The following is a 21,356-nucleotide window of genomic DNA, read 5'->3' on the forward strand; positions in this document are numbered from 1 at the left end:
CAAACTTCGGAATAGATGCTGCCGAATCTCGCATCGCCACGTCGATAACCCGGTCGAGGCACCTGAAACGTTTCGTTTAGAGTTTCAACGTTGGTCATATCCCCTATTAGGAATAGTCGAAAATCTTCCTGACTACCGCCAGATAACTGCCAAGCACTCAATGCCTCTCGTCCATTTGTTTGTGTGCCAAAAGTGTGAGGTTCAACCTGACGAAGCGAGCCCTTGTACAGGAACCGCAGAATCCGTTTTTGTTCGATCGCATTTACAATTAAGCCATGCGTCATTGACGAGCCTTTCGATTGTAGAGGGAATGATTGACAATGCAGCTAAGGCATCTCCGAGTTGTAAATTTTCGTTCCCTTAAAGACATTTCTATAAATTTTGGCGACCATACCGCCCTAATTGGCGGAAATGGAGCAGGAAAATCTAGCATATTGAAGGCTATAGACCTTTTCTATTCAACTTTAAAATCCATAAGCGTCGATGATCACTTTGGGAGAGATCAGTCTCAGGCTGTTGAAATTGAAGTCACTTTTGACAGCTTGAGCCCAGCTGCGCTTGAGACATTTGAGAGCAGGGTTCGAGATGGCAAGCTAGTGGTCACGAGAGTATTTGACACGTCTGCATCGAGTGGTCGTTACTACGGATCCGTTCTTCAAAATCCCGACTTTAGTGAAATTCGCGCGCAAACGACGGCGATCCCCAAACGGGAAAATTATAAGGTTCTCAGAGAGCAGAACGCAGCATATGCGGGGCTGCCCGCTGCCACGAGCGCCGCGGCCGTGGATGCAGCACTTCTAGAATGGGAAGCGAATCATCCTGACGATTTGGTGCTTTGTCGGGATGATGGGCAGTTTTTCGGGTTTCAGAATGCCAGTCGAGGAGCTTTGCAGAGGTTCACCACCTTTGTGTTCATCCCGGCTGTTCGTGACGCATTAGTCGATGCCTCAGATAATAAAGCGAGCCCAATTGCTCGTTTGCTTGAGCTAATTGTTCGTAGCGCTATTTTGCAACGACAAGACATAATAGATTTTAAATTGGAAATGACAGAGCGTTATCAGGCGCTGGTGACGCCTGAAAACATGCCGGAACTTGGACATCTCGCAGATCGGCTTACGAGTGATATCAGGGGTTTGTATCAGGACGCGGCGGTTGGCCTCGCATGGAAAGTGGTTGAGGAATTTCCCGTGCCGCTACCGGTGGCAGAAGTTTCGTTAAGCGATGACGGATTTGAAGGCCCGGTCGATAGGCAGGGGCATGGATTGCAACGAGCATTCATCATTACCCTTCTTCAGCATTTGGCTCGCACCTCGGCGTCGGTTTCAACAGCTGTTGAACCGGTCGACGCTCAACCCGAAGCGCCGCAGCAGGAGCCAGAGGCGCCTAGCTTGATTTTGGCGATTGAGGAGCCAGAACTTTACCAGCACCCAACCAAGCAGCGACATTTCGCCGAGGTTTTGAGGGCTTTGAGTAGCGGAACCCTCCCCGGACAAGCGGGTCCGACACAAGTCATGTTTGCTTCGCATTCGCCGATGTTTGTATCTCTTTCCAAGGCGGATGAAATTCGCTTGGTGCGGCGTTCCGTTTGTGATGGGAGCGATTTCAAACAATGTGAACTCCGTGCTCTCGATCTGAACGTAGTCGCTGAAAGACTGGGGGCGGCGTCGGGAAAGGAGCCAGGTACTTTTACTGCCGCCACTTTGGTGCCTAGGTTGCATATTTTAGGCGTAGAATTAGCCGAAGGTTTTTTTGCAAACGGTGTAGTCGTGGTAGAAGGCCGAAGCGATAAAGCAGCAATATCAGCAGTTTCTAGATTGTTAGAAATAAGCTTAGAATCATTGGGTATCGCAGTTCTATCCGCAGAAGGTAAGATGAATATAGACCGACCTTTGGCGATATTTAGTGAACTTGGTATTCCAGTATTTGCTGTTTGGGATTGTGATATCGGGACAAGCGATCATGCGCCAGAGAAAGATTTGGCATTACTTCGTCTTTGTAACCTAGATGAATCTGATTTGGCGGCGCCGTCCGCCACGTACGTTGGAAACAATTACGCGCATTTTGAAACAAATCTCGAACGTATACTCAAAACAGAGATAACCGAGGAGGTTCTTGATCATTGTCTTAATGAGACATGCGAGCCGCTCGGCGTTATTCCGAGTAAGGATACTCAGAAAATACCAGAAATCATGTTTCTTACCTTGGTCCGTGCCCAAGAAATGGGGCATGTTTCCGTTACCCTTGTTGAGCTAATTCAACGAATCTCGGTAATGCTAAGCGGGCCTGAGGCCGTTCAGAATCCTGTACCAGCAGCGGGCACATAGAATTTGGGTCGTTTGGGTACACGAACCCACAGGCGGTGTGGAGATCAAGGTGGATTGCTGTGACAGTTTTAAATACGCTCGCTAGGTCCGGGATATCAGGGCCTGCCATGGACCCCGGATCAAGTCCGGGGTGACAAATTATGTGGGGTCGGGATTTTCCGCTTTCCTAAATTATCCAAATAGGTTCAAAATCGTTCCGATTCATTCCAAGTGATTCGGCAATTATATACTTGACAAAGCAGCTCATGAGACGGCATAGAATAGGGCATGACGAACATCACCGCCCCGCACTTTCACGACGAAACCAAAGCCCGCGAACATCTTGAAGCGATCCGTTGGCCTGAAGGTCCGTTCTGCCCGCACTGTGGTTCGTTCGCTGCGACCCGCCTTGAGGGCAAGAAGCACCGCGCGGGCCTGATCCAGTGCAACGACTGCCGCGAACAATACACCGTCACCGTCGGCACCGTGTTCGAGCGTTCCAAGGTTCCCCTTCACAAGTGGCTGCTCTGCAATCACCTGCTTTGCGCGTCCAAGAAGGGCATGAGCGCGAAGCAGATCGAACGCATGCTCGGCGTCACCTACAAAACCGCTTGGTTCATGTGCCATCGCATCCGCGAGGCCATGAAGGCAGACGGCACCGATGGTCCGCTCGGCGGCAACACCCCTTCGCGTATCGTTGAAGCCGATGAAACCTATGTCGGCGGCAAGGCAAAGAACCGCGCTTGGGGCAAAATCCCCGATAAGAAGATTGTCGTCTCGCTGGTGGAGCGCGAAGGCCACGTTCGCAGCTTCCATATCGCCAATCTCAACGCGAAAGACATTCGCGCCCTGATCGTCACCAACGTGGACCGCAAGGCCCACCTAATGACCGACGAGAGCAGCATGTATAAGCAGGTCGGCCTCGAAATGCGCGCCCACACCGCTGTTCATCACGGCAAGAAGCAGTATGTCCGCCACCAAGGGCTTTCGCACAGCAACACCGCCGAAAACTTCTTCTCCATCTTCAAGCGCGGCGTGATCGGCACCTATCACCACATGAGCGAGGCGCACCTTGCCCGCTATACCGCCGAGTTCGATTTTCGTTATAACACCCGCCTTATGAGCGATGGCGAACGCGCTGACGCCTCTCTCGCTCGCATCGGCGGCAAGCGCCTGACCTATCGGCGGACTGACGCAATCGCCGCCTGATTGGTATCAGGCGCCGCGGGTCATTGGAGAGCGCCGAAAGCGCTGGTCGCGTTCCTGATATGGGCGCGAATCGTTCTTTCCGCTCCAGATGAGAACAGATTCGACAAAACGTCGGTTTTCTGATAGGCAAAAGAGTTAAGGCGGTCCTTGCGGACCGCCTTATTCGAGATTGGCAATTTCCTTGGTCGGGCCGCCAATCCCAAAGTGGTTGAAACAGGTGTTGTTCCGAACCGTTGCAATTTTGGGATGCCACATTTTCTGCCGTTTTGCAAGGCCCGCCATTAGGTATGGAGGCCTGAAATGGCAGTTTGCATTGTAACCTATGACCTCAATGATGAGGACAAGCGACCCAATATCACCAAACACCTGAAGGCAGGATATGGGACTTGGGCGAAGCTATCCGAATCCAGCTACGCAATCGAAACTGATGACGATCCGCAGACGGTTTACAATTACATGACGCCGATGCTGGACGACAATGACAGCCTCTTTGCGATCACATTGAAGCTGCCGTATTTCGGGCAGGGATCGCAGAAAGTGATCGACTGGCTTGACGACAAGCTGACTTATTAAACTCTACATGGCGGCCTGAGAGAGCTTCGAGGGCCGCCATTTCTCTATTTGTGTAAGGCTCAACAACAAAGCCGCTATTCGTCTTTATGAGCTTCATCCTGCTCGGCCTTTCGCTTTCGTCGAGCCGTTCCACGTTCGGTTGTAGGCCCGTGTTTTTTGTGCGGCGTCGCCAGCATCCGGCGAAGCGTCTCCAGCTCTTTTTGATCGGTGTCTGACATGCCTAACCCTACGTTTGTTGCCTTCGTTGATGAAAGCGGGTGCGATGGAGACGCCTTCGGGAAAGGCAGCTCCGACTTCCTGATCTTGTCGGCGGCGGTCGGCGTGGACATCTTTGAAAACGATCTCAGGATGCAACTAAACTTCGCGCGCGATGCCATCTTATCAGGTGACGAGCGCAAATCCAAAGACTGGCAAATCCCCAAGTTCGAGAAGGCTAATGGGGCCGTTCAATGGGTTGTTTGTGAGCGCATGACCGAAGTCATGTTCAACGCGGCCCATGTCCTCATTCACAAGCCATCGATCAAAGACGAAAAGCTGCGCAAAGACCGCAACCGCCTTTACCGCTATGCGTCGAAATTGCTCGTCGAGCGCATCTCATGGATTTGCGATGCTCAATATCACCCCCTCGCAGGTGGCGACGGGACATGTCGTATCGTTTTCTCGCAAGACCTCTCTCGCAGCTACAAGCTATTCCGAGAATATCTGTCGCTGCTGTCGGCTCAAAGGGAGAGGATCGCGACGTCAATCAAATGGCAGCACGTCTCGCCCGAATTAGTCGAGGATCGCCCGTTCAAATCCGATCTTGGCTTGCTGCTTGCGGACTACCACGCCAGCGCCCTTGGACTTGCGGCACAGAAAACCAAATTCGGCCAGTTCGATGATAGGTATGCGCGAGTGCTCGGCGAAAAAATCTTGAAAAACCCGACCGGCTCAAGCGCATTCGGCTACGGCTACAAATTTTGGCCAAAAGAGGCGGAGCGCCTTTATCACGACCCGCAATTTAGCTGGATGAAACGGGTATAACGGGGCAGTCGCAATGACGAGCAAGTCATGTCCGCTTCACGCCAAACGGTGATAGCATCAACCATGCCTGCCGCGGTTACTCGTGCAGCCTAAGCCGCCTTTCTCCACTAACCCCGTATCTCCTTATACCATGAACGCACCGGCCTGTCAGGAAAACCTATAGGAATCGGCCGCTGCTTTGTCACGTATATAATTGCCAGTGATTCGGGAGATGGAGCTATGGCGCGTAAGGTGAAGCGGGTTTCGCGGGGGAAATCGGTGGTGGTGTCGGGCGGCGGTGATCATGCCCTCCCCGCGGCGACTGGCCAGCAAGCTGGCAAGTCTCGCACCCCCTCCCGCTTCCGGGAGGGGAGGCCAGAAGCGGCTGCGGCCAATCCCTTCATGCCCGGGCTGCGCATTCGTGAGGATGGGTGGACGGTGGCGCGGACGCGGGTGTTTCTGGCTTTGCTGGCGCAGACGGGGTGCGTGACCGATGCGGCGCGTATCGCGGGGGTCAGCCGGACGTCGGTCAATCGATCGCGCAAATTGTTCGCAGCCTTTGACCGGGCGTGCGCCGAGGCGCTGGCGAACGCGCTGCGCGGGCTGGAGGCGGTGGCGTATCAGCGCGCGGTCGAGGGGCGCGAGATCGTGATCCTGCGCGATGGCAAGGAGGTCGAGCGGCGGATCGTGCCGTCGGACTCGCTGCTCGCGTTGCTGCTGAAGCGCGGCGACCTGTCGGGGGCGGGCGGGCGCGCGCTGACGCCCGAAGAGGCCGAAGCCTATGAACTGCCCGAGGCGGTGCGGCACCGCTTTCTGTCGCGCGAGGAGTTTTTCAGCGGCATCACCTTCGACAATCGCCGCGACGTCGGCAAATGCCAGCGTCCGACGCCCGCCGAAACCGATGCCGAAATCCTGCGGCGCATTGCGATCATCGAACGCGAGCGCAGCGGGGAGGATCTGGCGGAAGATTGTTGCCGGACCTGCGGGCAGCCGGTTGGCGAGGACGCGCGCGAGCGGTTGGAGGCCAAGGCCGCGCAGGCGGTGCCGCCGCGCGCGCCGGTGTGGGATACCCCGCGCCGCGCGATCGACCACCGCCCCGCGCAGCCGATGGACTGACTTTGCGGCGCGCGCCGGCGGCTAGCGGTTCAGCGCGGCGTTGATCGTGTTGAAGATCGTCGCGAGGTTGAGGCCGAGCGTCTGGAACGCGATGATGCACGCGAGCGCGATCAGCGCGGCGAGCAGGCCATATTCGATCGCCGTCGCGCCCTTTTGATCCTCCAGAAGCTTTCGTGCCCGCATGCTTGCTCGTCCTTCGCTTCGTCCCGGTCCCCTGCTCGCGATAGGGGGCGGGGATGGGATGCGCGTTGAGGAAAAGGCTTAACGCGCTGAACAGCTTATGAAATCATCGCCATTCCGGCGGGGCGGCGGGGTTGCTTTTGCGTGGCGCCGTTTCGCGCGCGATCAATAGAGGATATGTTCGGGCCACAGGACGCGTTCGCACCGCGTCAGCGGCGCGGCGGTCTTGACCGCGAGCGCCTTGCGCAGCGACGGAAGCGCGGCGACCGCCTCGCGCATCGCCGCGATGTCGAGCGTGCCGCGGGCAAGCTCCTTGTCGCCGCCGAGGCGGTCGGACGGGCGGATCAACGTCCAGCCGAGCGTGTCATAGCCCTCGGCATAAGCGAGCAGGTCGCCGAGCGGGAGATCGCCATGGCCGTTCCGCAGGTCGTGCGGGGCATAGGGAAAGATCTGCGTCGACAGCGCGGTGCTGCCGACGATGCCATGGGGTTCGACGGGGAAGGGGCGCTGCATATGGATCAGCGCGACTTCGGGCAGGTCGGCGTCGAGCCCGACGCGCAGTTTGATCTCGATCTTGCGCGGCTCGATCGCGGGCTGGCGTGCCTCGTCCCAGATATAGGACAGTTCGAGTTCGAGCGGGCGGCGCGGACGCGAGGGATCGTAGCCCGAGGGGTTCCAGCGCATGAAGTCGCCGGCGTCGCGCTCGCCCGCGTCGGTGTAGAGGCGGGTCAGCGAGACCGTGCCGTGCCTGAGTGTCTGTTCGACGTCGCAGCGGTAGCGATAGCTTTCGCGGAACGGCGGCGGGGTGCCCGGCGCCGATCCGGGTGGGGGCGGGAGGCGCGCGTCGGCGGCGGCGGGCGCGAGAAGCAGGGTGGCGGCGGCGGCCGCGAGCAGATGGCGCACGCTGGTTCGTCCTTTCGGTTCGGGTCTGCGCCTCTATTGCGCAGGCGCGGCGCGATTGCGGTGACGGCCGTCACATGTTCGATCATCCCCCGGCGGCGAGGCGGACCGGCTTGGGCGTGAAGGCGCGGACGCGGTTGCGGCCCGTGCGCTTCGCTTCATAGAGCGCCTGGTCGGCCTCCTGCATCAAGGCCGAGAGCGTCGTGCCGGGCGCGCCGATGGTGAGGCCGATGCTGGTCGTCGGGCAGAGCGTCGCCGGGATGCGGCCGGCGCAGGCGCCTTCGAGCCCGGTGCGCACGGCTTCGGCCAGCTGGCGCCCCGTTTCGATTCCGGCGCCCGGGACGAGCAGCGCAAATTCTTCGCCGCCGATGCGGCCCGCGACCATTTCGGGCGGGCCGATCAGCCGGACGTGGGCGCCGAACGCCGCGATGATCGCGTCGCCGACGGCGTGGCCGTGATTGTCGTTGATCGATTTGAACTGGTCGAGATCGGCGATCAGCAGCGCGACGGGCCGGTCCTCGTCGAGGCAGCGGCGCAGCGCGGCGCCCGCTTTGGCTTCGAACCCGCGGCGGTTGAGCAGGCCCGAGAGATTGTCGTCGTCGACCTGGCGGCGCAGTTCGGCGATCTGGTCGATCGCGACCGCGACCATCAGGCTGATCGCCGCGACGATCGATATCATCGCCTGGCTGAACTGCACCGTGGTCCAGTACACCGACTGCTGGAACCCGACATAATTGTCGAAGCCGCCGCCGAGCGAGAGCAGGACGACGGGGCGGATGATGAGGTTGAGCGCCGCGAGCGCCGCGACCCAGAAGAGCAGGCGGTCGATCAGATAAGGTTTGTCGATCGGCCAGAGCGATTTCACGACCATCGCCGCGATGATGCCGGCGCCGATGCTGATCGCGAGGATACGCGCGGCGATGCTGGGCTGGACGAGCAGGAACCACAGAAAGACGGTGATCGAGATCATGGTCGTTATCGCCATCGTGCGCCACGGCACGGGCAGGGCGTAGCGTTTGATGATCGCCGCAGCGAACAGCATCCCGGTGAGCAGGAAGGCCAGATTCGCGGGCAGCCGCTGCAATTCCATCGGCAGCACGGGGCCGACGTCCTGGATCAGGAAGGCGATCGCCGACGCGGTATAGGCGCCCGCCGCATAGGCGACATAGCGTTCGCGGCGATTCAGCCACAGCAGGAAAAAGGCAGTGGCGAACAGCAGGCCGATGCCCGGATTGAGCAGCGAGATGAAAAATTGTCCGTTCACACTACCGCTTTCTGCCCCCGCCCCCGCAGGGTAGCAATGCGGGGGATAACGAATTGTTACTTTTCGGGGAGTTAAGTCACGGTAACGCCCGAAGCTTCGGGTTTCACGCCGTCCCGCGTACGACCAGATGGACGGGGATGCGGGTTCCGCTGCGCGTGCGTTCATCATCCTCGAGCGCCATCGCGACAAGCGCCTCGCCCGCGGCGTCGAGGTCGGGTTCGAGCGTCGTGAGCGCGGGATCGGCGAGGGTGCCGGCGCGGATGCCGTCAAAACCGATCAGCGCGACATCCTCGGGCACGCGGCGTCCCGCATCCTTGAGCCCCTGCAGCACGCCGAGTGCGAGCATGTCGCTCGCGGCGAAGATTGCGTCGGTGTCGGGATGCGCTTCGAGCAGCGCCTGCACCGCGGCGACGCCCTGTGCGTGGCGGTCGGCGGCGGCGGGCGGCTCGGCGACGATCGCGGTCAGGCCGTGCGCGGCAAGCGCCGCCGCAAAGCCGTCGCGGCGCTCGTCGAACTGGCGCTGCGGCGATTGCTGCGGCCCGACGAAGGCGATGCGGCGGCGACCATTCTTCACGAAATGTTCGGCGGCGAGCTGTCCGCCGATATCATTCTCGCTGCGCATCCAGTGGAACGGGCTGCCGGGGCTGCCCCAGCAGACGAAATCGAGCCCCGACGCCTGTGCCGCGGCGAAATAGTCCCACGCCGGGCGGTTGCTGGTGGTGCCAATGACGATCATCGCGTCGGCAAGCCCCGAGGCGACGAAGTCGGCGCGGAAATTGTCGGGATTTTCCTGGAAGGAGACGAGCAGGTTGAACCCGCGCGCCGAGGTCGCGGCGGCGATGCTGCCGAGCAGCGCGAAATAGAAGGGGTTGATCGCGCTGCGATCCTCGCCGGGGCGGCAGATGGTGACGAGCGCGATCGTCTCGCTGCTTTTCAGGCGTAGCGACGAGGCGTGGCGGTCGACGACATAGCCAAGCTCGCGTGCCGCCGCGGAGACGCGCGCGCGCGTTTCGGCATTGACGCCGGGGCTGTTGCGCAGCGCACGCGAAACGGTCGATTGCGACACGCCGGCGCGCTCGGCAACATCGAACGATGTGGGACGCAGCATCTTTCCGTTCACCTTGGCCTCTCTCCCCTTGCGCCGTCTCTCGCCGCGAGGGGGTGGCTTGTCAATCCGCGTGCGGCGTGCGTTTCCTTCCTCGTCACCCCGGACTTGATCCGGGGCCTGCCTTGTCCCGAAGAACAGGCGGGTCCCGGATCAAGTCCGGGATGACGGTTTAGAGCCCATCCAAAGCCAATAGCGCGAAGCTCGCGAGCCAATGTTCGCCCATATAGTCGCCGGTGACGTGCGGCATCGCGGCGTCGAGGTGGCGCTGCGCGGCGGCTTCGGCGACCGGCGCGACGGGGTGGGTGGGGCCGAGCGCGGCGGCGATCGCGCGCCAGCACCATGCGCGGCTGAGATTGAGCCCGTCGAGATGCGCGATCTTGCCGTCGCTGCGGTCGGAGACCGTCGCGGGGGTAAAGAGCGTCGCGGGCTGTTGCTGTTCGGCGCGGGGCAGGAAGGCATCGAACCAGGCGGGGAAATCATCGCCGAGCACGGCCGCCATCAGATGCGCTTCGGTCAGCGCCGAGGAGAGGAATTCGTCGCCGCCGGGTTCCCACGCCTGACAGTCGCGGTCGGCGGCGAACCAGTCGCGGGCGCGGGCGTCGATCAGGCGGACCAGCGCGAGATCGCGGGTTTCGGCCCAGTCGCGGGTGAGAAGCAAAGCGAAGGCGATGTTGAAATGCGTGCCGACGCGCAGCGGGTAGGTGAGCTTGGGCAGGAAGCCGTGGAAGCGCGCGGCGAAGGCGGCGGCGAGCGGTTCGAGCGCGGCCGCCCAGGGGGCGTCGTGACGCTCGGCCTCGGCATGGAGCGCGAGCAGCCATGCCCAGCCATAGGGGCGCTCGAAAGCCGCGGCATAGGGGCGATCGAGGAAGGCGCGTTCGCCCGCGACCTTTTCGGCGACGAGCATGTCGTCGGCGCGCGCGCGTATTTCGGCCGCCACGGGCAAATCGGGGAAGCGGCGCGCGAGGCGGAGGATCTGCCACCAGCCGTGGACACAGCTGTGCCAGTCGAAGCTGCCGTGGAAGATCGGATGATGCTCGCGCGGCGGTTTCGCATCCTCGGGACCGTTCAGGACGAGGTCCATCTTGTACGGATATTCGCGGCCGAGGTGCGACAGGGTCGCGGTCGCGAAGCGGGCGGCGTGTGCGGGGGTGAGGGTCATGGCTATTGTCCTAACCAAGATGATCCTCCCTGTCGCGCAGCGATGGGGAGGTGGCAGCGCGGAGCGCTGACGGAGGGGCCAGTGGTGCGAGGTCGCGGCCTCTCCACCACGCCCTGCCGGCGCGGTCCCCCTCCCCATGGCTTCGCCACGGCGAGGATTTAGAAGGCGAAGAGGTAAATGAAGACGATGTTCACCGCGAGCAGCGGCAGCGCAGTACCGATCTGTGCCTTGATCACGCCATAGGGGTTTTTGAGTTCGAGCAAGGCCGCGGGGACGAGGTTGAAGTTCGCCGCCATCGGGGTCATCAGCGTGCCGCAGAAGCCCGCGAGCATGCCGATCGCCGCGACGACCGCGGGGTCGCCGTCATATTGCCTGATGAGCAAAGGCATGCCGACCGCGGCGAGCATCACCGGGAACGCCGCGAACGCATTGCCCATCACCATGGTGAACAGCGCCATGCCGAGCCCGAAGGCGAGCGTCGCGCCGAACAGGCTGCCTTCGGGGATCGCGGTACCGATGAGGTCGCCGACGACCTCGCCGACCCCGGCGAGCGCGAAGACGGCGCCGAGGCTGGCGAGCATCTGCGGCAGGATCGCCGCCCAGCCGACGGCGTCGAGCAGGCGCCGGCCCTGCTGGAGCGGGAGGAGCGGCGGCGGCTTCAGGCGTACCATGCCGACGGCGAGTGCGATCAGCACGCCGAGCGCGAGCGAGATCAGCGTCGCTTGCTTGGGATCGGCAAGCCCGGGCACCCATTTGAAGAGAAAGGTGCCCGCGAGCGCGACCGCGGGGATGATCAGCGCGACGAGGAGCAGGAAGGGGCCGTGACGCGCGGCGCGTGTCGCCTGCACATCGGCGGGCACGTCGCCGCCGGGGGCGCGGCCGATCTGGCCGGTTCCGGCAATCGCGACGAGCGCGAGCACGAGCAGGCCATTGCCGAAATCGCCGAGATAGTCGCCGAGCAGCATCGAAGCCGCCATCAGACCCCAGAAGGCGGCGTTGCCGAAGCGTTTGGGGTTGCTGCGGTCGTAGAGGCCGAGCAGCGCGAAAAGCGCGAAGGTGATCCCGGTGAGGAGGTAGACGAGGCCAAGCGTGATCATGCGCTCGCCCCCTGCTTCTTCATCCGCTGTTCGAGGCGGCGGAGGCGGAAGCCGTGGATCAGGAAGGCGGCGATCGCGGTGGGGATCGCCCAGAGCGAGAAGTGCAAAGGCTCGATCTGATAGCCATAGCCTTCGAGCACGCCCTTCATCAGCAGGATCGAGCCGATCGCGAGGAAGATATCTTCGCCGAAGAAGAGGCCGACATTGTCGGTCGCCGCGGAGAAGGCTTTCACCTCTTCGCGCTGGTCGTCGGTGAGCGCATCATTCTGCGCCTCGGCCGCCGCCTCGGCCATCGGGGCGACGAGCGGGCGGACGGTCTGGGCATGACCCGCGACCGAGGTAAGCCCGACCGCCGCCATCGCCTGACGAAGCAGCAGATAAGAGGCGAGCAGACGGCCGAGCGTCGCGCCCTTCATCCGGCCGATCAGGCTGCGCGCATGCTGTTGCAGGCCATAGGCTTCGAGCAGGCCGATGACGGGAAGCACGATCCAGACGATCGAGACATAGCGCGTGTCGTTGAACGCCTTGCCAAAGGCGGCGACGATCGCGGCGACATCGAGCCCCGCGGCAAGCCCCGTCGCGAGCGCCGAGGCCATGATCACGAGCAGCGGATTGAAGCGGAGCACGAAGCCCGCGATGATGATGAGGATGCCGATCAGGACGAGCATGACTATTTCCCTCCCCCTTGATGGGGGAGGCAGGGAGACTTGGAGGCTTGCTTCCTGGTTGCAGCGGTGAGGGTGCGGTTTCGGCCTGACGCGACGGTGCGATGACGCGGCATCACCCTCATCCAACTGCGCCTAATCGCTTCGCGACAAGGCTTCGTATCCTTTCCCCATCGAGGGGGAAGGAGGGCTCGTCCCGATCCCGTCATCCTTCATCCTCCTCTGCTTCCCCATAACCGCCGCCGCCGGGGGTTTCGATCACGAAGGCGTCGCCCGCCGCAAGGTTCGCGCTGCCTGTCGCGGCGAGCATCTCGACGCGGCCGTCGGCGCGTTCGACCCAGTTGCGGCCCGGTGCGGCGTCCTGGCCTCCGGCTAGACCCTTTGGCGCGATCTGGCGGCGGTTCGCGAGAATGTTTGCCGCCATGGGCTCGCGGAAACGGATGCGGCGCGTGGCGCCGTCGCCGCCCGTCCATTGACCCGCGCCGCCCGAGCCTTTGCGGATCGAGAACTCCTCGACGATCACGGGAAAGCGTGTTTCCATCACTTCGGGGTCGGTCATGCGGCTGTTGGTCATATGCGTCTGGATGACGCTGGTGCCGTTAAAGCCCGGACCGGCGCCCGAGCCGCCGGCGATCGTTTCATAATATTGGTACGCTTCGTTGCCGAAGGTGAAATTGTTCATCGTCCCCTGTGCGGGGGCCATCGCATTGAAGGCGGCGAACAGCGCGTCGGTGATGACCTGGCTGGTCTCTACATTGCCGGCGACGACCGCGGCGGGATAGGCGGGGCTGAGCATCGAGTCTGCGGGAACGATCAGCGTGACGGGGGCGAGGCAGCCTTCGTTCATCGGGATCGGATCGTCGAGCATCGTGCGCAGGACATAGAGGACGGCGGCGCGGACGACGGGCGCTGGCGCGTTGAAATTGTCGGGGAGCGTCGCCGACGAGCCGGTGAAGTCGATCGTGACATGTCGCGCTTCGCGGTCGACCTTCACCGCGACGACGACCTCGGCGCCATTGTCCATCGCGTATCGGAAAGCACCGTCGTCGAGGCGGGCGATAAGCTGGCGGACCGCGGCTTCGGCCTGACGCTGGCCGTGCGCCATATAGGCGGCGACGGTGGCGGTGCCGTGGGCGGCAGAAAGGTCGGCGAGCGCGCTCGCGCCGCGCTGGCAGGCGGCGACCTGCGCCTTCAGATCGGCGATGTTGAGCGCGGGGTTGCGCGCGGGCCAGTCGCTGCCCGCGAGATGCGATGCGACAGCGGCGTCGCGGAAATGGCCGTCGTCGACGATCAATATATTGTCGAAGAGGATGCCCTCGTCCTTGATGCTTTTGCTGTCGGGCGGCATCGATCCGGGCGCGATGCCGCCGAGGTCGGCGTGGTGGCCGCGCGCGGCGACGAAGAAGCTGGGGGTGTCGCCCTCATCATCTTCTTTGGCGACAAACACCGGCATGATGACGGTGATGTCGGGAAGGTGGGTGCCGCCGTCATAGGGGGCGTTGAGGGCATAGGCATCGCCGCGGCGGATCCCGCGGCCGTCCGTGCGGCGCTGGCGCAGGATGGTGCGGACGCTTTCGCCCATCGAGCCGAGATGCACCGGCATATGCGGGGCGTTGGCGACGAGGCGGCCCTCGCCGTCGAAGATCGCGCACGAGAAGTCGAGCCGTTCGCGGATGTTGATCGACGAGGCGCTGTGCTGGAGCGCGCCGCCCATTTCCTCGGCGATCGCCATGAACAGGCTGTTGAAGATTTCGAGGCGGATCGGGTCGGGTTGCGAGAGGTCGTCGGTTGCTGCGGCGTGCGTTTCGGCGTCGCGGGTGCGGGCGAGAAGGAGCGTGCCTTCGTGCTGGACCTCGGCGCGCCAGCCGGGTTCGACGATGGTGGTCGAAAGCGCGTCGATGATGATCGCGGGGCCCGCGACGGTGCGGCCGGGGGCGAGGGCGCCGCGTTGGTGGAGCAGGACATCGTGCGCCGCGCCGGCGAGCCAGGCGGTGACGGTCTCGGGGGCGGCTTCGGCGATCGCTGACGGTGGTGGCAGGGCCGCGGGCGCATCGCCCGCCTCGGTCAGTTCGACGCGGATGCGGTCGACAACGAGGTTGGCGTGGGGGGCGTAGCCGAAGCGCTGGCGGAAGGCCGCGGCAAAGGCGGCGGCGACCTCGGCGGGCGGCGCGAGCGCGAGTTCGATCGCATTGTCGCTGTCGGCGAGGCGGACGAAGAGCAGGGTTTCGCGGGAGGTGTCGGCGCCTTGGGCGAGGTCGGCGCGGGCTTGATCCGACAGTTCGGTTTCGACTGCGGCGAGGGCGGCGGCGCAATCGGCGTCGAGTTTGATGGCCAGCGTCCGTTCGCGAATCGCCGACGGTTTTGCGAGGCCCATGCCATAGGCCGAGAGCACGCCCGCAAGCGGGTGGAGCAGGATTTCGTCGACGCCGAGCGCGTCGGCAACGAGGCAGACATGCTGGCCTGCCGCGCCGCCGAAACCGACGAGGCTGTAACCCTGCGATACATCGTGGCCGCGCGCGATGGTGATGCGCTTGATCGCGTTCGCCATCTGCTGGACCGCGATCGCGAGCAGGCCTTCGGCGAGCGCCTCGGGAGTGATGTTGCCGACCTCGGCAGCCATCGCGGCGAATTTTTGAACCACCACATCGCGGTCGAGCGGCTGGTCGCCGTTCGGGCCGAACAGTCTGGGGAAATGCGCGGGCTGGATCTTGCCGAGCAGGACGTTGCAGTCGGTCACGGTCAGCGGCCCGCCGCGGCCATAGGCGGCGGGGCCGGGGTTCGCGCCGGCGCTTTCGGGGCCGACGAGCAGCCGCGCCCCGTCCCACCGGCAGATCGAGCCGCCGCCCGCCGCGACGGTGTGGATGCGCAGCATCGGCGCGCGGATGCGCGTGCCCGCGACGATCGTCTCGTTGTCGCGTTCGAGGCGGCCGGCATAATGGCTGACGTCGGTCGAGGTGCCGCCCATGTCGAAGCCGATCAGGCGGTCCTTGCCGAGCGGCGCGGCGCTGCCGACCATGCCGACGATGCCTCCCGCGGGGCCCGAAAGAATCGCGTCGCGGCCGTGGAAGGCGTTTGCCGAGGCGAGGCCGCCCGAGCTTTTCATGAATTGCGGGTCGATGCCGTCCCCCAGCTGCGCGACGAACTGGCGGACATAATGGTGGAGGACGGGTGAGAGATAGGCGTCGGCGAGCGTCGTGTCGCCGCGGCCGATGAGCTTGATCAGCGCGCTGACGTCGTGGCTGGTCGAGATTTGGGTGAAGCCGGTTTCGGCCGCGATTTCGGCGAGGCGCCGTTCGTGCGCGGGGTAGCGATAGCCGTGGACCAGCACGATCGCGATACTGGTCAGGCCGCGGTCGCGCGCGGCTTGCAGCGCAGCCCGGGCGGCCTCTTCGTCGAGCGGCATCCGCACATCGCCGTCGGGGCCGACACGTTCGGCGATCTCGGCAACCTCGGCATGCGGCGGGGGGATACGGTCGAGACGGCGCGCAAACAGGTCGGGGCGGTCCTGATAGCCGATGGTGAGGGCATCGCCGAAGCCGCGCGTGATCGCGAGCAGGGTCGGCTCGCCCTTGCGTTCGAGGAGCGCGTTGGTCGCGACGGTCGATCCCATGCGGATCGCGAGCGGCGGCAGCGGGCCGGTGCCCGCGCCGGTGAGGTCGCGGATTGCGCCAACCGCCGCATCGCCCGGGCGCGCGGGGTCTTCGCTGAGATATTTGGTGGTGACGACGGCACCATCGGGGCGCCGCGCAACGACATCGGTGAAGGTGCCGCCGCGGTCGATCCAGATCTGCCAGCGAGAGTCAGGATGCGGGGGCATCGCGGTCGGGCCAGCGGATGATGATGGTGAGGCGATGGTCGGCGGCACTGCGATCCCAACTGCCCTTCAATTGCCGTTCGATCAAGGTGCGGATGAATTGGGTGCCGAAGCTTTCGGTGTCGATATGCGGGGTTTCGGCCAGACCGCTTTCGACCCAGCTGAGTTCGATATCGTCGCCGGCGCGGCGCCAGCCGACGGCGAGGTCGCCCTGTCCCGCGAGCGCGCCATATTTGATGCTGTTGGTGACGAATTCGTGGATCGCGAGCGACAGCGCCTGCGCGCCCTCGTCATCGAGGCGAACGTCGGGGCCGGTGACCGCGGCAAGCTGCTGCGGCGAGCGGCCGGCGAGTTCGAGTTCGCGGTGGATGATACGGCCGAGTTCGACGCTGTCGACCGCGCCGGTAACCAGCATCTGCTTCGCGTCGGACAGCGCGCGCATGCGGCCGTCGAACTTCGCCTCGAAATCCTCGAGGCTGGTCGATTCGCGCAGCGTGATGCGCGCGAGGGCGCCGATGCGCGCGAAGGCGTTTTTCATCCGGTGCGCCATCTCGCCGATCATCAGTTCGCGATCCTCGGCATGGCGTGCCTTTTGCGCGGCGAGCGCCTGAAAGGCATTGATGCGGCGGCGCTGAACGCGGTGGAGCTGCGTCGCGAGCAACGCCAGCGCGACGCCGAAGATGAAGATGGCGAGTGGACGCCCGAGCCGTTCGAACGAGCGGCCATAGGAAATACGCATCGTCCAGATCCGGTCGGCAACGCGCAATTTCTGTTCCTGCGCGTCCCATCCCATCGTTCCCCTGGAAAAGACGAGCGGTGCCGACGGTCCTTCGCCGGCATAGACTTCGATCCCGTCGATGCCTTCGAGCTGCGATCCGAGCACGGCGGTCATCATGTCGCGCGTCCGGAAAGGCGCATAGACGAAGGCTTCGACCGGCCGGACCCCGGGGGCGGTGGCAAGCGTTTCGGCATTGGCACCGGCGCGGGCGCGCGCATAGACGGGAAGATAGATCAGAAAGCCCGGCTGTTTGACCCGAACGCCTTGTTCCTGCTGGAGGCGGACAATGCCGCTCGCGGCCGGGTGCCCGGTTTGCCAGGCACGGCGCATCGCCGCGCGCCGGATCGGCTCGCTGTACATGTCGAACCCGAGTGCGGCGTGGCGGCGCGGCGTATAAGGCTCGACGAGAATGACGGGAAAGCCGATCGGCTGGTCGGTGGCGGGCCGGATCTTGATATCCTCGCCGTAATTTTCGCGCAGCTTTGCCTCGATCGCCGCCGGGGTTGCGGCGCGCATCGCAGCGGCGATGCCGACGCCTTCCATGCCCGGCGCCTGGATTTGCGGCCTGAGCGCCGCGAGATAGGCGCGGATGGCGGGGCCGCTGGCGGCGCTATCCGACTGATAGAGCGCACGCACCCCTTCGAGCACCGCGAGATGGTCGCGCAGCCGCATGTTGACCTGTGCCGCGACCAGCTCGGCCTGATCGGCCTCTTCGGACTGATTGTAGAAAAAGCTGGCGACGGCGGCAGCAATGGTTGCCAGCAGGATGACCAAGCCGACAAACCGGACCAGCAGCGCCAACAGCCGATCTGCCCATGACGAAGGGCGCATTATGATTATCCTGCTGATGGCTGCCGTAGCAGCGCCCCCCTCTGTCGCCGGATGTTCCATGGCAAGCGGTCGATAGCAAGTTTATTTCGCGCCGCGGCGCCGCCGCAGGACGGGTTGCGATGCGCAACCTTTGGCCTATGCTGGGGCAAAATACAGGGAGAATGCAGGATGATTATCTATGGGTCGCTGGTGTCGCCGTTCGTCCGGAAATTGCTGGGCTTTCTGGGCGAAAAGGGGATCGATTTCGAGCTGAAGGGCGTCGGGATCGGCGATCCCGATCCGGGGTTCCGCGCCGCCTCGCCGCTGGGCAAGATGCCGGCGATGGACGACGACGGCTTCCTGCTCGCCGATTCGAGCGCGATTATCCAATATCTCGAGGCAAAGCATCCCGAGCCCGCGCTGATCCCCGCCGACCCGCAGGAGCGCGGCCGGACGATCTGGTGGGAAGAGTTTGGCGATACCGTGTTCGCGGCGTGCAGCGGAAAGATGTTCTTCAATCGTATCGTCGCGCCGAAATTTCTGGGGCGCGAAGGCGATCTGGCCGCCGCGGCGCAGGCCGAAGGCGAGGAACTGCCCAAGCTGCTCGCCTATCTGGAAGGCGCGATCCCGGCGTCGGGTTTTCTCGTCGGCGACCGGTTGACTCTCGCTGACCTTGCGGTCGCTTCGCCGCTGATGAACCTCCGCCACTGCGGCGCGTGCGTCGATGCGGCCGTCCATCCGAAGATCGCGGCGTGGAGCGAGGCGATATTGGGGCGGCCGAGCATGGCGCCGTGGATCGAAAAGGAAGAGCGGCTGATCGCGCGGGTGATGGCGGCCTGAAGGCTGGCGCCTGGCTTTCCAGGCTAGAATTCGACGATGATCCGGACCCTGTCGGCACTGATTCCGACGGCGCGCGCGATCTGTTCGCGGCTGCGGTCGATCAATTCCTGAAAATCCTCGGGCGCCGCGTCATCGAGGAGGTCGGAGGTCTGGACACCGAGAATGGCGGCGAGCTTTGCCATGCGGCCACGCTTGGGGCGCGCGCGGCCCTTTTCCCAGCTCGAAACCGACGGCGCGCTGACGCCCATGCGTTTGGCGACGTCGGCCTGACTGAGCCCGGCGCGGGCGCGGAGCCGCACCAGGCGCGCGCCGAAGGCTTCGTCAATTTCCGGTTCGGCATGATCTTCGTCGACGCCGGGCGTCGGGGTGATGGCATCGATGAGCTCCGGCGCCGGGGCGACGGCGCTCTTGAGTTCGACGGCGCTCAGCGTGGCCGGCGATACCGGGCCTTCGAACTGGCATCCGAAAAGCCGTCCGCTGGCCCAGATGACGACCGCCATGATGTCGCCGGCATGCGGAAGCTCGATTTCGATCCGGTCGCCGGTCGCCAGTTTGATATCGCTTTCGAACAGCAGGCCCGTTCCGGATATATTGTGGATCTGTACGGCGATGCCGGTGCCATCATGCTGCAAGCCCCGGGCAAGAAGGCTGAGTTTTCGGCGCGCGTCATGCCGTTTGTCGGCGCTGGGCGCCGATGGAAGAAAATGTCCGAAAATTGGCATAGGTGGTTGTTGGTGTCCGCTGGTTAAAAGAAGGTTAGCGCGGGCACCGAAAGATGGCGCGGCGGCGCGAAACGTCCTGCGCGAGCAGGGAGGATTTTTCATACTCGTCACCCCGGACTTGATCCGTGGTCCATGACTTCGCAGCCGCCGAGGATCCCGGGTCAAGCCCGGGATGACGAAGGAAGGGCGCCTTCCTTCCCCAAAGCGGCCATCCCGTCCGATGCTAAGTCGAGCTCAGCTCGATCCTCCGCTTCACACCGATGGCGTTCAGAAACGCGGTGTCGTGGCTGACGACGAGCAGCGCGCCGTCATAGGCGGCGAGGCCGGTTTCAACGGCGGTCAGCGACTCGATGTCGAGATGGTTGCCGGGTTCGTCGAGGATCAGAAGCTGTGGCGGCAGCGGCGCGCCGAGGACGCAGGCAAGCCCGGCACGGAGCATCTGGCCGCCGCTGAGCGTGCCGACGATCTGGTCGGCGGCGTCGGCGCGAAAGCGGAAGCGCGCGAGCGCGGCGCGGCACTGGTTGTTCGTCGTCCCCGGATTGAGCGCGAGGAAATTGCCGGCGATCGAGCGCGCGGGATCGAGCAGGCCGACGCGCTGGTCGAAAAGCGCGAAGGGGACCCCGACGCGGACGTCGCCCGACCAGGGCACGAGCGTGCCGGCGATCAGCGCGAGCAGGGTCGATTTGCCCGATCCGTTGGGGCCGGTGATCGCAACGCGTTCGGGACCGGTGATGGTCAGCGACAGATTTTCGATCACCGGCCGGCCCCCGGCATAGCCCGCGGTGACATGGTCGAGCGTGAGCACCGTGCGCGACGCGGGCAGGCGCGTGGAGGGCAGGCCGACCGACAGCGGGTCGACGACCTCGATCTTGGCGCGCGCGGTCGACAGTTGCTCGCTGGCATCGCCGCGCTGGCGTTCGGCGAGGCGGCTGCCGGCGGCGCGGGTTTCCTCGGCGCGGCGTTTCTGCGCGCCGAGGAGGATTTTGGGCATGCCGCCGCGATCGGCTTTGCCGCGCCCGCGTGAATCGCGTCGATCCTGCCGTTCGATGGCGGCCTGAGCCTGCCGCTGCGCCGCGTCGACGCGCTTTTCAGCGCCCGCGAGCTCGGCCGCGGCCGCGGCCTGTTCGATATCCTTCCGGTCGCGATAGGCGCTCCATCCGCCGCCGTAGCGCGCGGCGCCGCGCGCGGTGAGTTCGACGATCGCGTCCATTTCCTTGAGCAGTTCGCGGTCATGGCTGACGATGATCGCGCCGCCGCGCCAGCCGGCGAGCATGGCGCGCACCGCGTCGCGGCCCTCGCGGTCGAGATTGTTGGTGGGTTCGTCGAGCAGCAGAAAGTCGGGCGCGGCGAACATCGCACCGGCCAGCGCGGCGCGGGTGCGCTGGCCGCCCGACAGCGTCGTCAGCGGGGTTTCGGGCGACACGGGCAGGCCGACATTGGCGAGCCCCTCGTCGAGCCGCGCCTCGAGTGTCCAGTCGGCTTCGGCGATTTCGTCGACCGTCGCCGCGCCCGCCTCGGCCTTGCGGAGCAGCGCGAGCGCGGGGGCGACCCCGAACAGGTCGGCGATCGTTTCGCCCGCGCCGACCTGTACCGTCTGGCGCAGCATCGCGATGCTGCCGTCGATCGCGATATGGCCGGTGGTGGGGACGATGTCGCCGGTCAGCAGGCGCAGCAGCGTCGATTTGCCGACGCCGTTGCGCCCGACGATGCCGGTGCGTTCGGGTTGGAAATTGAGGTCGAGGTCCGAAAGGACGGCGTGGCCGTCAGGCGTGGACCAACCGAGATTCGAGATGGTGATCGAGGGCATGTACATGGA

The 21,356-nt window shown here is 64.0% G+C and carries 17 protein-coding genes; 6 read left to right on the forward strand and 11 right to left on the reverse strand.

The genetic code is table 11. The features are described 5' to 3' along the window. The first annotated feature begins 320 nt into the window (after positions 1-320). The 5 genes from AC3A43_RS11080 (at position 321) to AC3A43_RS11100 (ending at position 6,203) form a co-directional block, all read left to right on the forward strand. On the forward strand, positions 321-2,324 hold the full coding sequence (locus tag AC3A43_RS11080; protein ID WP_487792589.1) for an ATP-dependent nuclease: 2,004 nt from the start codon (positions 321-323) through the stop codon (positions 2,322-2,324). Positions 2,325-2,591: 267 nt separating this feature from the next. Continuing rightward, on the forward strand, positions 2,592-3,512 hold the full coding sequence (locus AC3A43_RS11085; protein WP_487792590.1) for an IS1595 family transposase: 921 nt from the start codon (positions 2,592-2,594) through the stop codon (positions 3,510-3,512). A 300-nt stretch (positions 3,513-3,812) separates the two neighbouring features. Then, positions 3,813-4,085 carry a hypothetical protein gene (locus AC3A43_RS11090; protein WP_487792591.1) on the forward strand — a complete coding sequence of 91 codons (273 nt, stop codon included), beginning with the start codon at positions 3,813-3,815 and terminating at the stop codon, positions 4,083-4,085. A 216-nt stretch (positions 4,086-4,301) separates the two neighbouring features. Next, the gene (locus tag AC3A43_RS11095; RefSeq protein WP_487792592.1) at positions 4,302-5,108 is read left to right on the forward strand and encodes a DUF3800 domain-containing protein; all 807 of its coding nucleotides are present in this window, start codon (positions 4,302-4,304) and stop codon (positions 5,106-5,108) included. 231 nt (positions 5,109-5,339) lie between these two features. Next, on the forward strand, positions 5,340-6,203 hold the full coding sequence (locus AC3A43_RS11100; RefSeq protein WP_487792593.1) for a hypothetical protein: 864 nt from the start codon (positions 5,340-5,342) through the stop codon (positions 6,201-6,203). Positions 6,204-6,224: 21 nt separating this feature from the next. Here the strand turns inward: AC3A43_RS11100 and AC3A43_RS11105 are convergent, their stop codons facing one another. The 9 genes from AC3A43_RS11105 to AC3A43_RS11145 form a co-directional block, all read right to left on the reverse strand. Next, entirely contained in the window at positions 6,225-6,386 is a 162-nt protein-coding gene (locus tag AC3A43_RS11105; protein ID WP_487792594.1) for a Flp family type IVb pilin, read from the reverse strand. Between the two features lie 162 nt (positions 6,387-6,548). Next, positions 6,549-7,286: a hypothetical protein gene (locus AC3A43_RS11110; protein ID WP_487792595.1), complete on the reverse strand. Its 738-nt coding sequence runs from the start codon at positions 7,284-7,286 to the stop codon at positions 6,549-6,551. Positions 7,287-7,368: 82 nt separating this feature from the next. Continuing rightward, the gene (locus AC3A43_RS11115; RefSeq protein WP_487792596.1) at positions 7,369-8,547 is read right to left on the reverse strand and encodes a GGDEF domain-containing protein; all 1,179 of its coding nucleotides are present in this window, start codon (positions 8,545-8,547) and stop codon (positions 7,369-7,371) included. A 103-nt stretch (positions 8,548-8,650) separates the two neighbouring features. After that, positions 8,651-9,655, reverse strand: coding sequence for a LacI family DNA-binding transcriptional regulator (locus AC3A43_RS11120; RefSeq protein WP_487792597.1), 1,005 nt, complete (start codon positions 9,653-9,655; stop codon positions 8,651-8,653). A 169-nt stretch (positions 9,656-9,824) separates the two neighbouring features. Then, positions 9,825-10,814, reverse strand: a complete 990-nt coding sequence (locus tag AC3A43_RS11125; RefSeq protein WP_487792598.1) for a DUF2891 domain-containing protein — start codon at positions 10,812-10,814, stop codon at positions 9,825-9,827. Positions 10,815-10,972: 158 nt separating this feature from the next. After that, the gene (locus tag AC3A43_RS11130; protein WP_487792599.1) at positions 10,973-11,911 is read right to left on the reverse strand and encodes a DUF979 domain-containing protein; all 939 of its coding nucleotides are present in this window, start codon (positions 11,909-11,911) and stop codon (positions 10,973-10,975) included. Then, positions 11,908-12,579 (reverse strand): DUF969 domain-containing protein, encoded by a 672-nt coding sequence (locus AC3A43_RS11135; RefSeq protein WP_487792600.1) that lies wholly within the window; start codon positions 12,577-12,579, stop codon positions 11,908-11,910. Before AC3A43_RS11135 ends, AC3A43_RS11130 begins: the two co-directional genes overlap by 4 nt. Before the next feature lie 202 nt (positions 12,580-12,781). Then, on the reverse strand, positions 12,782-16,393 hold the full coding sequence (locus AC3A43_RS11140; protein WP_487792601.1) for a hydantoinase B/oxoprolinase family protein: 3,612 nt from the start codon (positions 16,391-16,393) through the stop codon (positions 12,782-12,784). Next, positions 16,377-17,999: a CHASE domain-containing protein gene (locus tag AC3A43_RS11145; RefSeq protein WP_487792602.1), complete on the reverse strand. Its 1,623-nt coding sequence runs from the start codon at positions 17,997-17,999 to the stop codon at positions 16,377-16,379. The genes AC3A43_RS11140 and AC3A43_RS11145 overlap by 17 nt, the downstream gene beginning before the upstream one ends. A 168-nt stretch (positions 18,000-18,167) precedes the next feature. On the opposite strand from AC3A43_RS11145, the gene AC3A43_RS11150 reads away from it, so the two are divergent. Further along, positions 18,168-18,818, forward strand: coding sequence for a glutathione S-transferase family protein (locus AC3A43_RS11150; RefSeq protein WP_487792603.1), 651 nt, complete (start codon positions 18,168-18,170; stop codon positions 18,816-18,818). 23 nt (positions 18,819-18,841) lie between these two features. Here AC3A43_RS11150 and AC3A43_RS11155 read toward each other — a convergent pair whose 3' ends face one another. Both AC3A43_RS11155 and AC3A43_RS11160 read right to left on the reverse strand, forming a co-directional pair. After that, positions 18,842-19,540, reverse strand: a complete 699-nt coding sequence (locus AC3A43_RS11155; protein WP_487792604.1) for a helix-turn-helix domain-containing protein — start codon at positions 19,538-19,540, stop codon at positions 18,842-18,844. A 223-nt stretch (positions 19,541-19,763) separates the two neighbouring features. After that, complete coding sequence (locus AC3A43_RS11160) at positions 19,764-21,353, reverse strand: ABC-F family ATP-binding cassette domain-containing protein (RefSeq protein ID WP_487792605.1); 1,590 nt, start codon at positions 21,351-21,353, stop codon at positions 19,764-19,766. Positions 21,354-21,356: the final 3 nt, after the last annotated feature.

The organism is Sphingopyxis sp. Soil_C_28, from assembly GCF_057657055.1.

Bases quoted from the DNA above. Each gene is read 5' to 3' on its own strand.
- AC3A43_RS11080 (WP_487792589.1), top strand. From the start codon at position 321: ATGCAGCTAAGGCATCTCCGAGTTGTAAATTTTCGTTCCCTTAAAGAC.
- AC3A43_RS11085 (WP_487792590.1), top strand. From the start codon at position 2,592: ATGACGAACATCACCGCCCCGCACTTTCACGACGAAACCAAAGCCCGC.
- AC3A43_RS11090 (WP_487792591.1), top strand. From the start codon at position 3,813: ATGGCAGTTTGCATTGTAACCTATGACCTCAATGATGAGGACAAGCGA.
- AC3A43_RS11095 (WP_487792592.1), top strand. From the start codon at position 4,302: ATGCCTAACCCTACGTTTGTTGCCTTCGTTGATGAAAGCGGGTGCGAT.
- AC3A43_RS11105 (WP_487792594.1), bottom strand. From the start codon at position 6,386: ATGCGGGCACGAAAGCTTCTGGAGGATCAAAAGGGCGCGACGGCGATC.
- AC3A43_RS11120 (WP_487792597.1), bottom strand. From the start codon at position 9,655: ATGCTGCGTCCCACATCGTTCGATGTTGCCGAGCGCGCCGGCGTGTCG.
- AC3A43_RS11125 (WP_487792598.1), bottom strand. From the start codon at position 10,814: ATGACCCTCACCCCCGCACACGCCGCCCGCTTCGCGACCGCGACCCTG.
- AC3A43_RS11130 (WP_487792599.1), bottom strand. From the start codon at position 11,911: ATGATCACGCTTGGCCTCGTCTACCTCCTCACCGGGATCACCTTCGCG.
- AC3A43_RS11135 (WP_487792600.1), bottom strand. From the start codon at position 12,579: ATGCTCGTCCTGATCGGCATCCTCATCATCATCGCGGGCTTCGTGCTC.
- AC3A43_RS11140 (WP_487792601.1), bottom strand. From the start codon at position 16,393: ATGCCCCCGCATCCTGACTCTCGCTGGCAGATCTGGATCGACCGCGGC.
- AC3A43_RS11145 (WP_487792602.1), bottom strand. From the start codon at position 17,999: ATGCGCCCTTCGTCATGGGCAGATCGGCTGTTGGCGCTGCTGGTCCGG.
- AC3A43_RS11150 (WP_487792603.1), top strand. From the start codon at position 18,168: ATGATTATCTATGGGTCGCTGGTGTCGCCGTTCGTCCGGAAATTGCTG.
- AC3A43_RS11155 (WP_487792604.1), bottom strand. From the start codon at position 19,540: ATGCCAATTTTCGGACATTTTCTTCCATCGGCGCCCAGCGCCGACAAA.
- AC3A43_RS11160 (WP_487792605.1), bottom strand. From the start codon at position 21,353: ATGTACATGCCCTCGATCACCATCTCGAATCTCGGTTGGTCCACGCCT.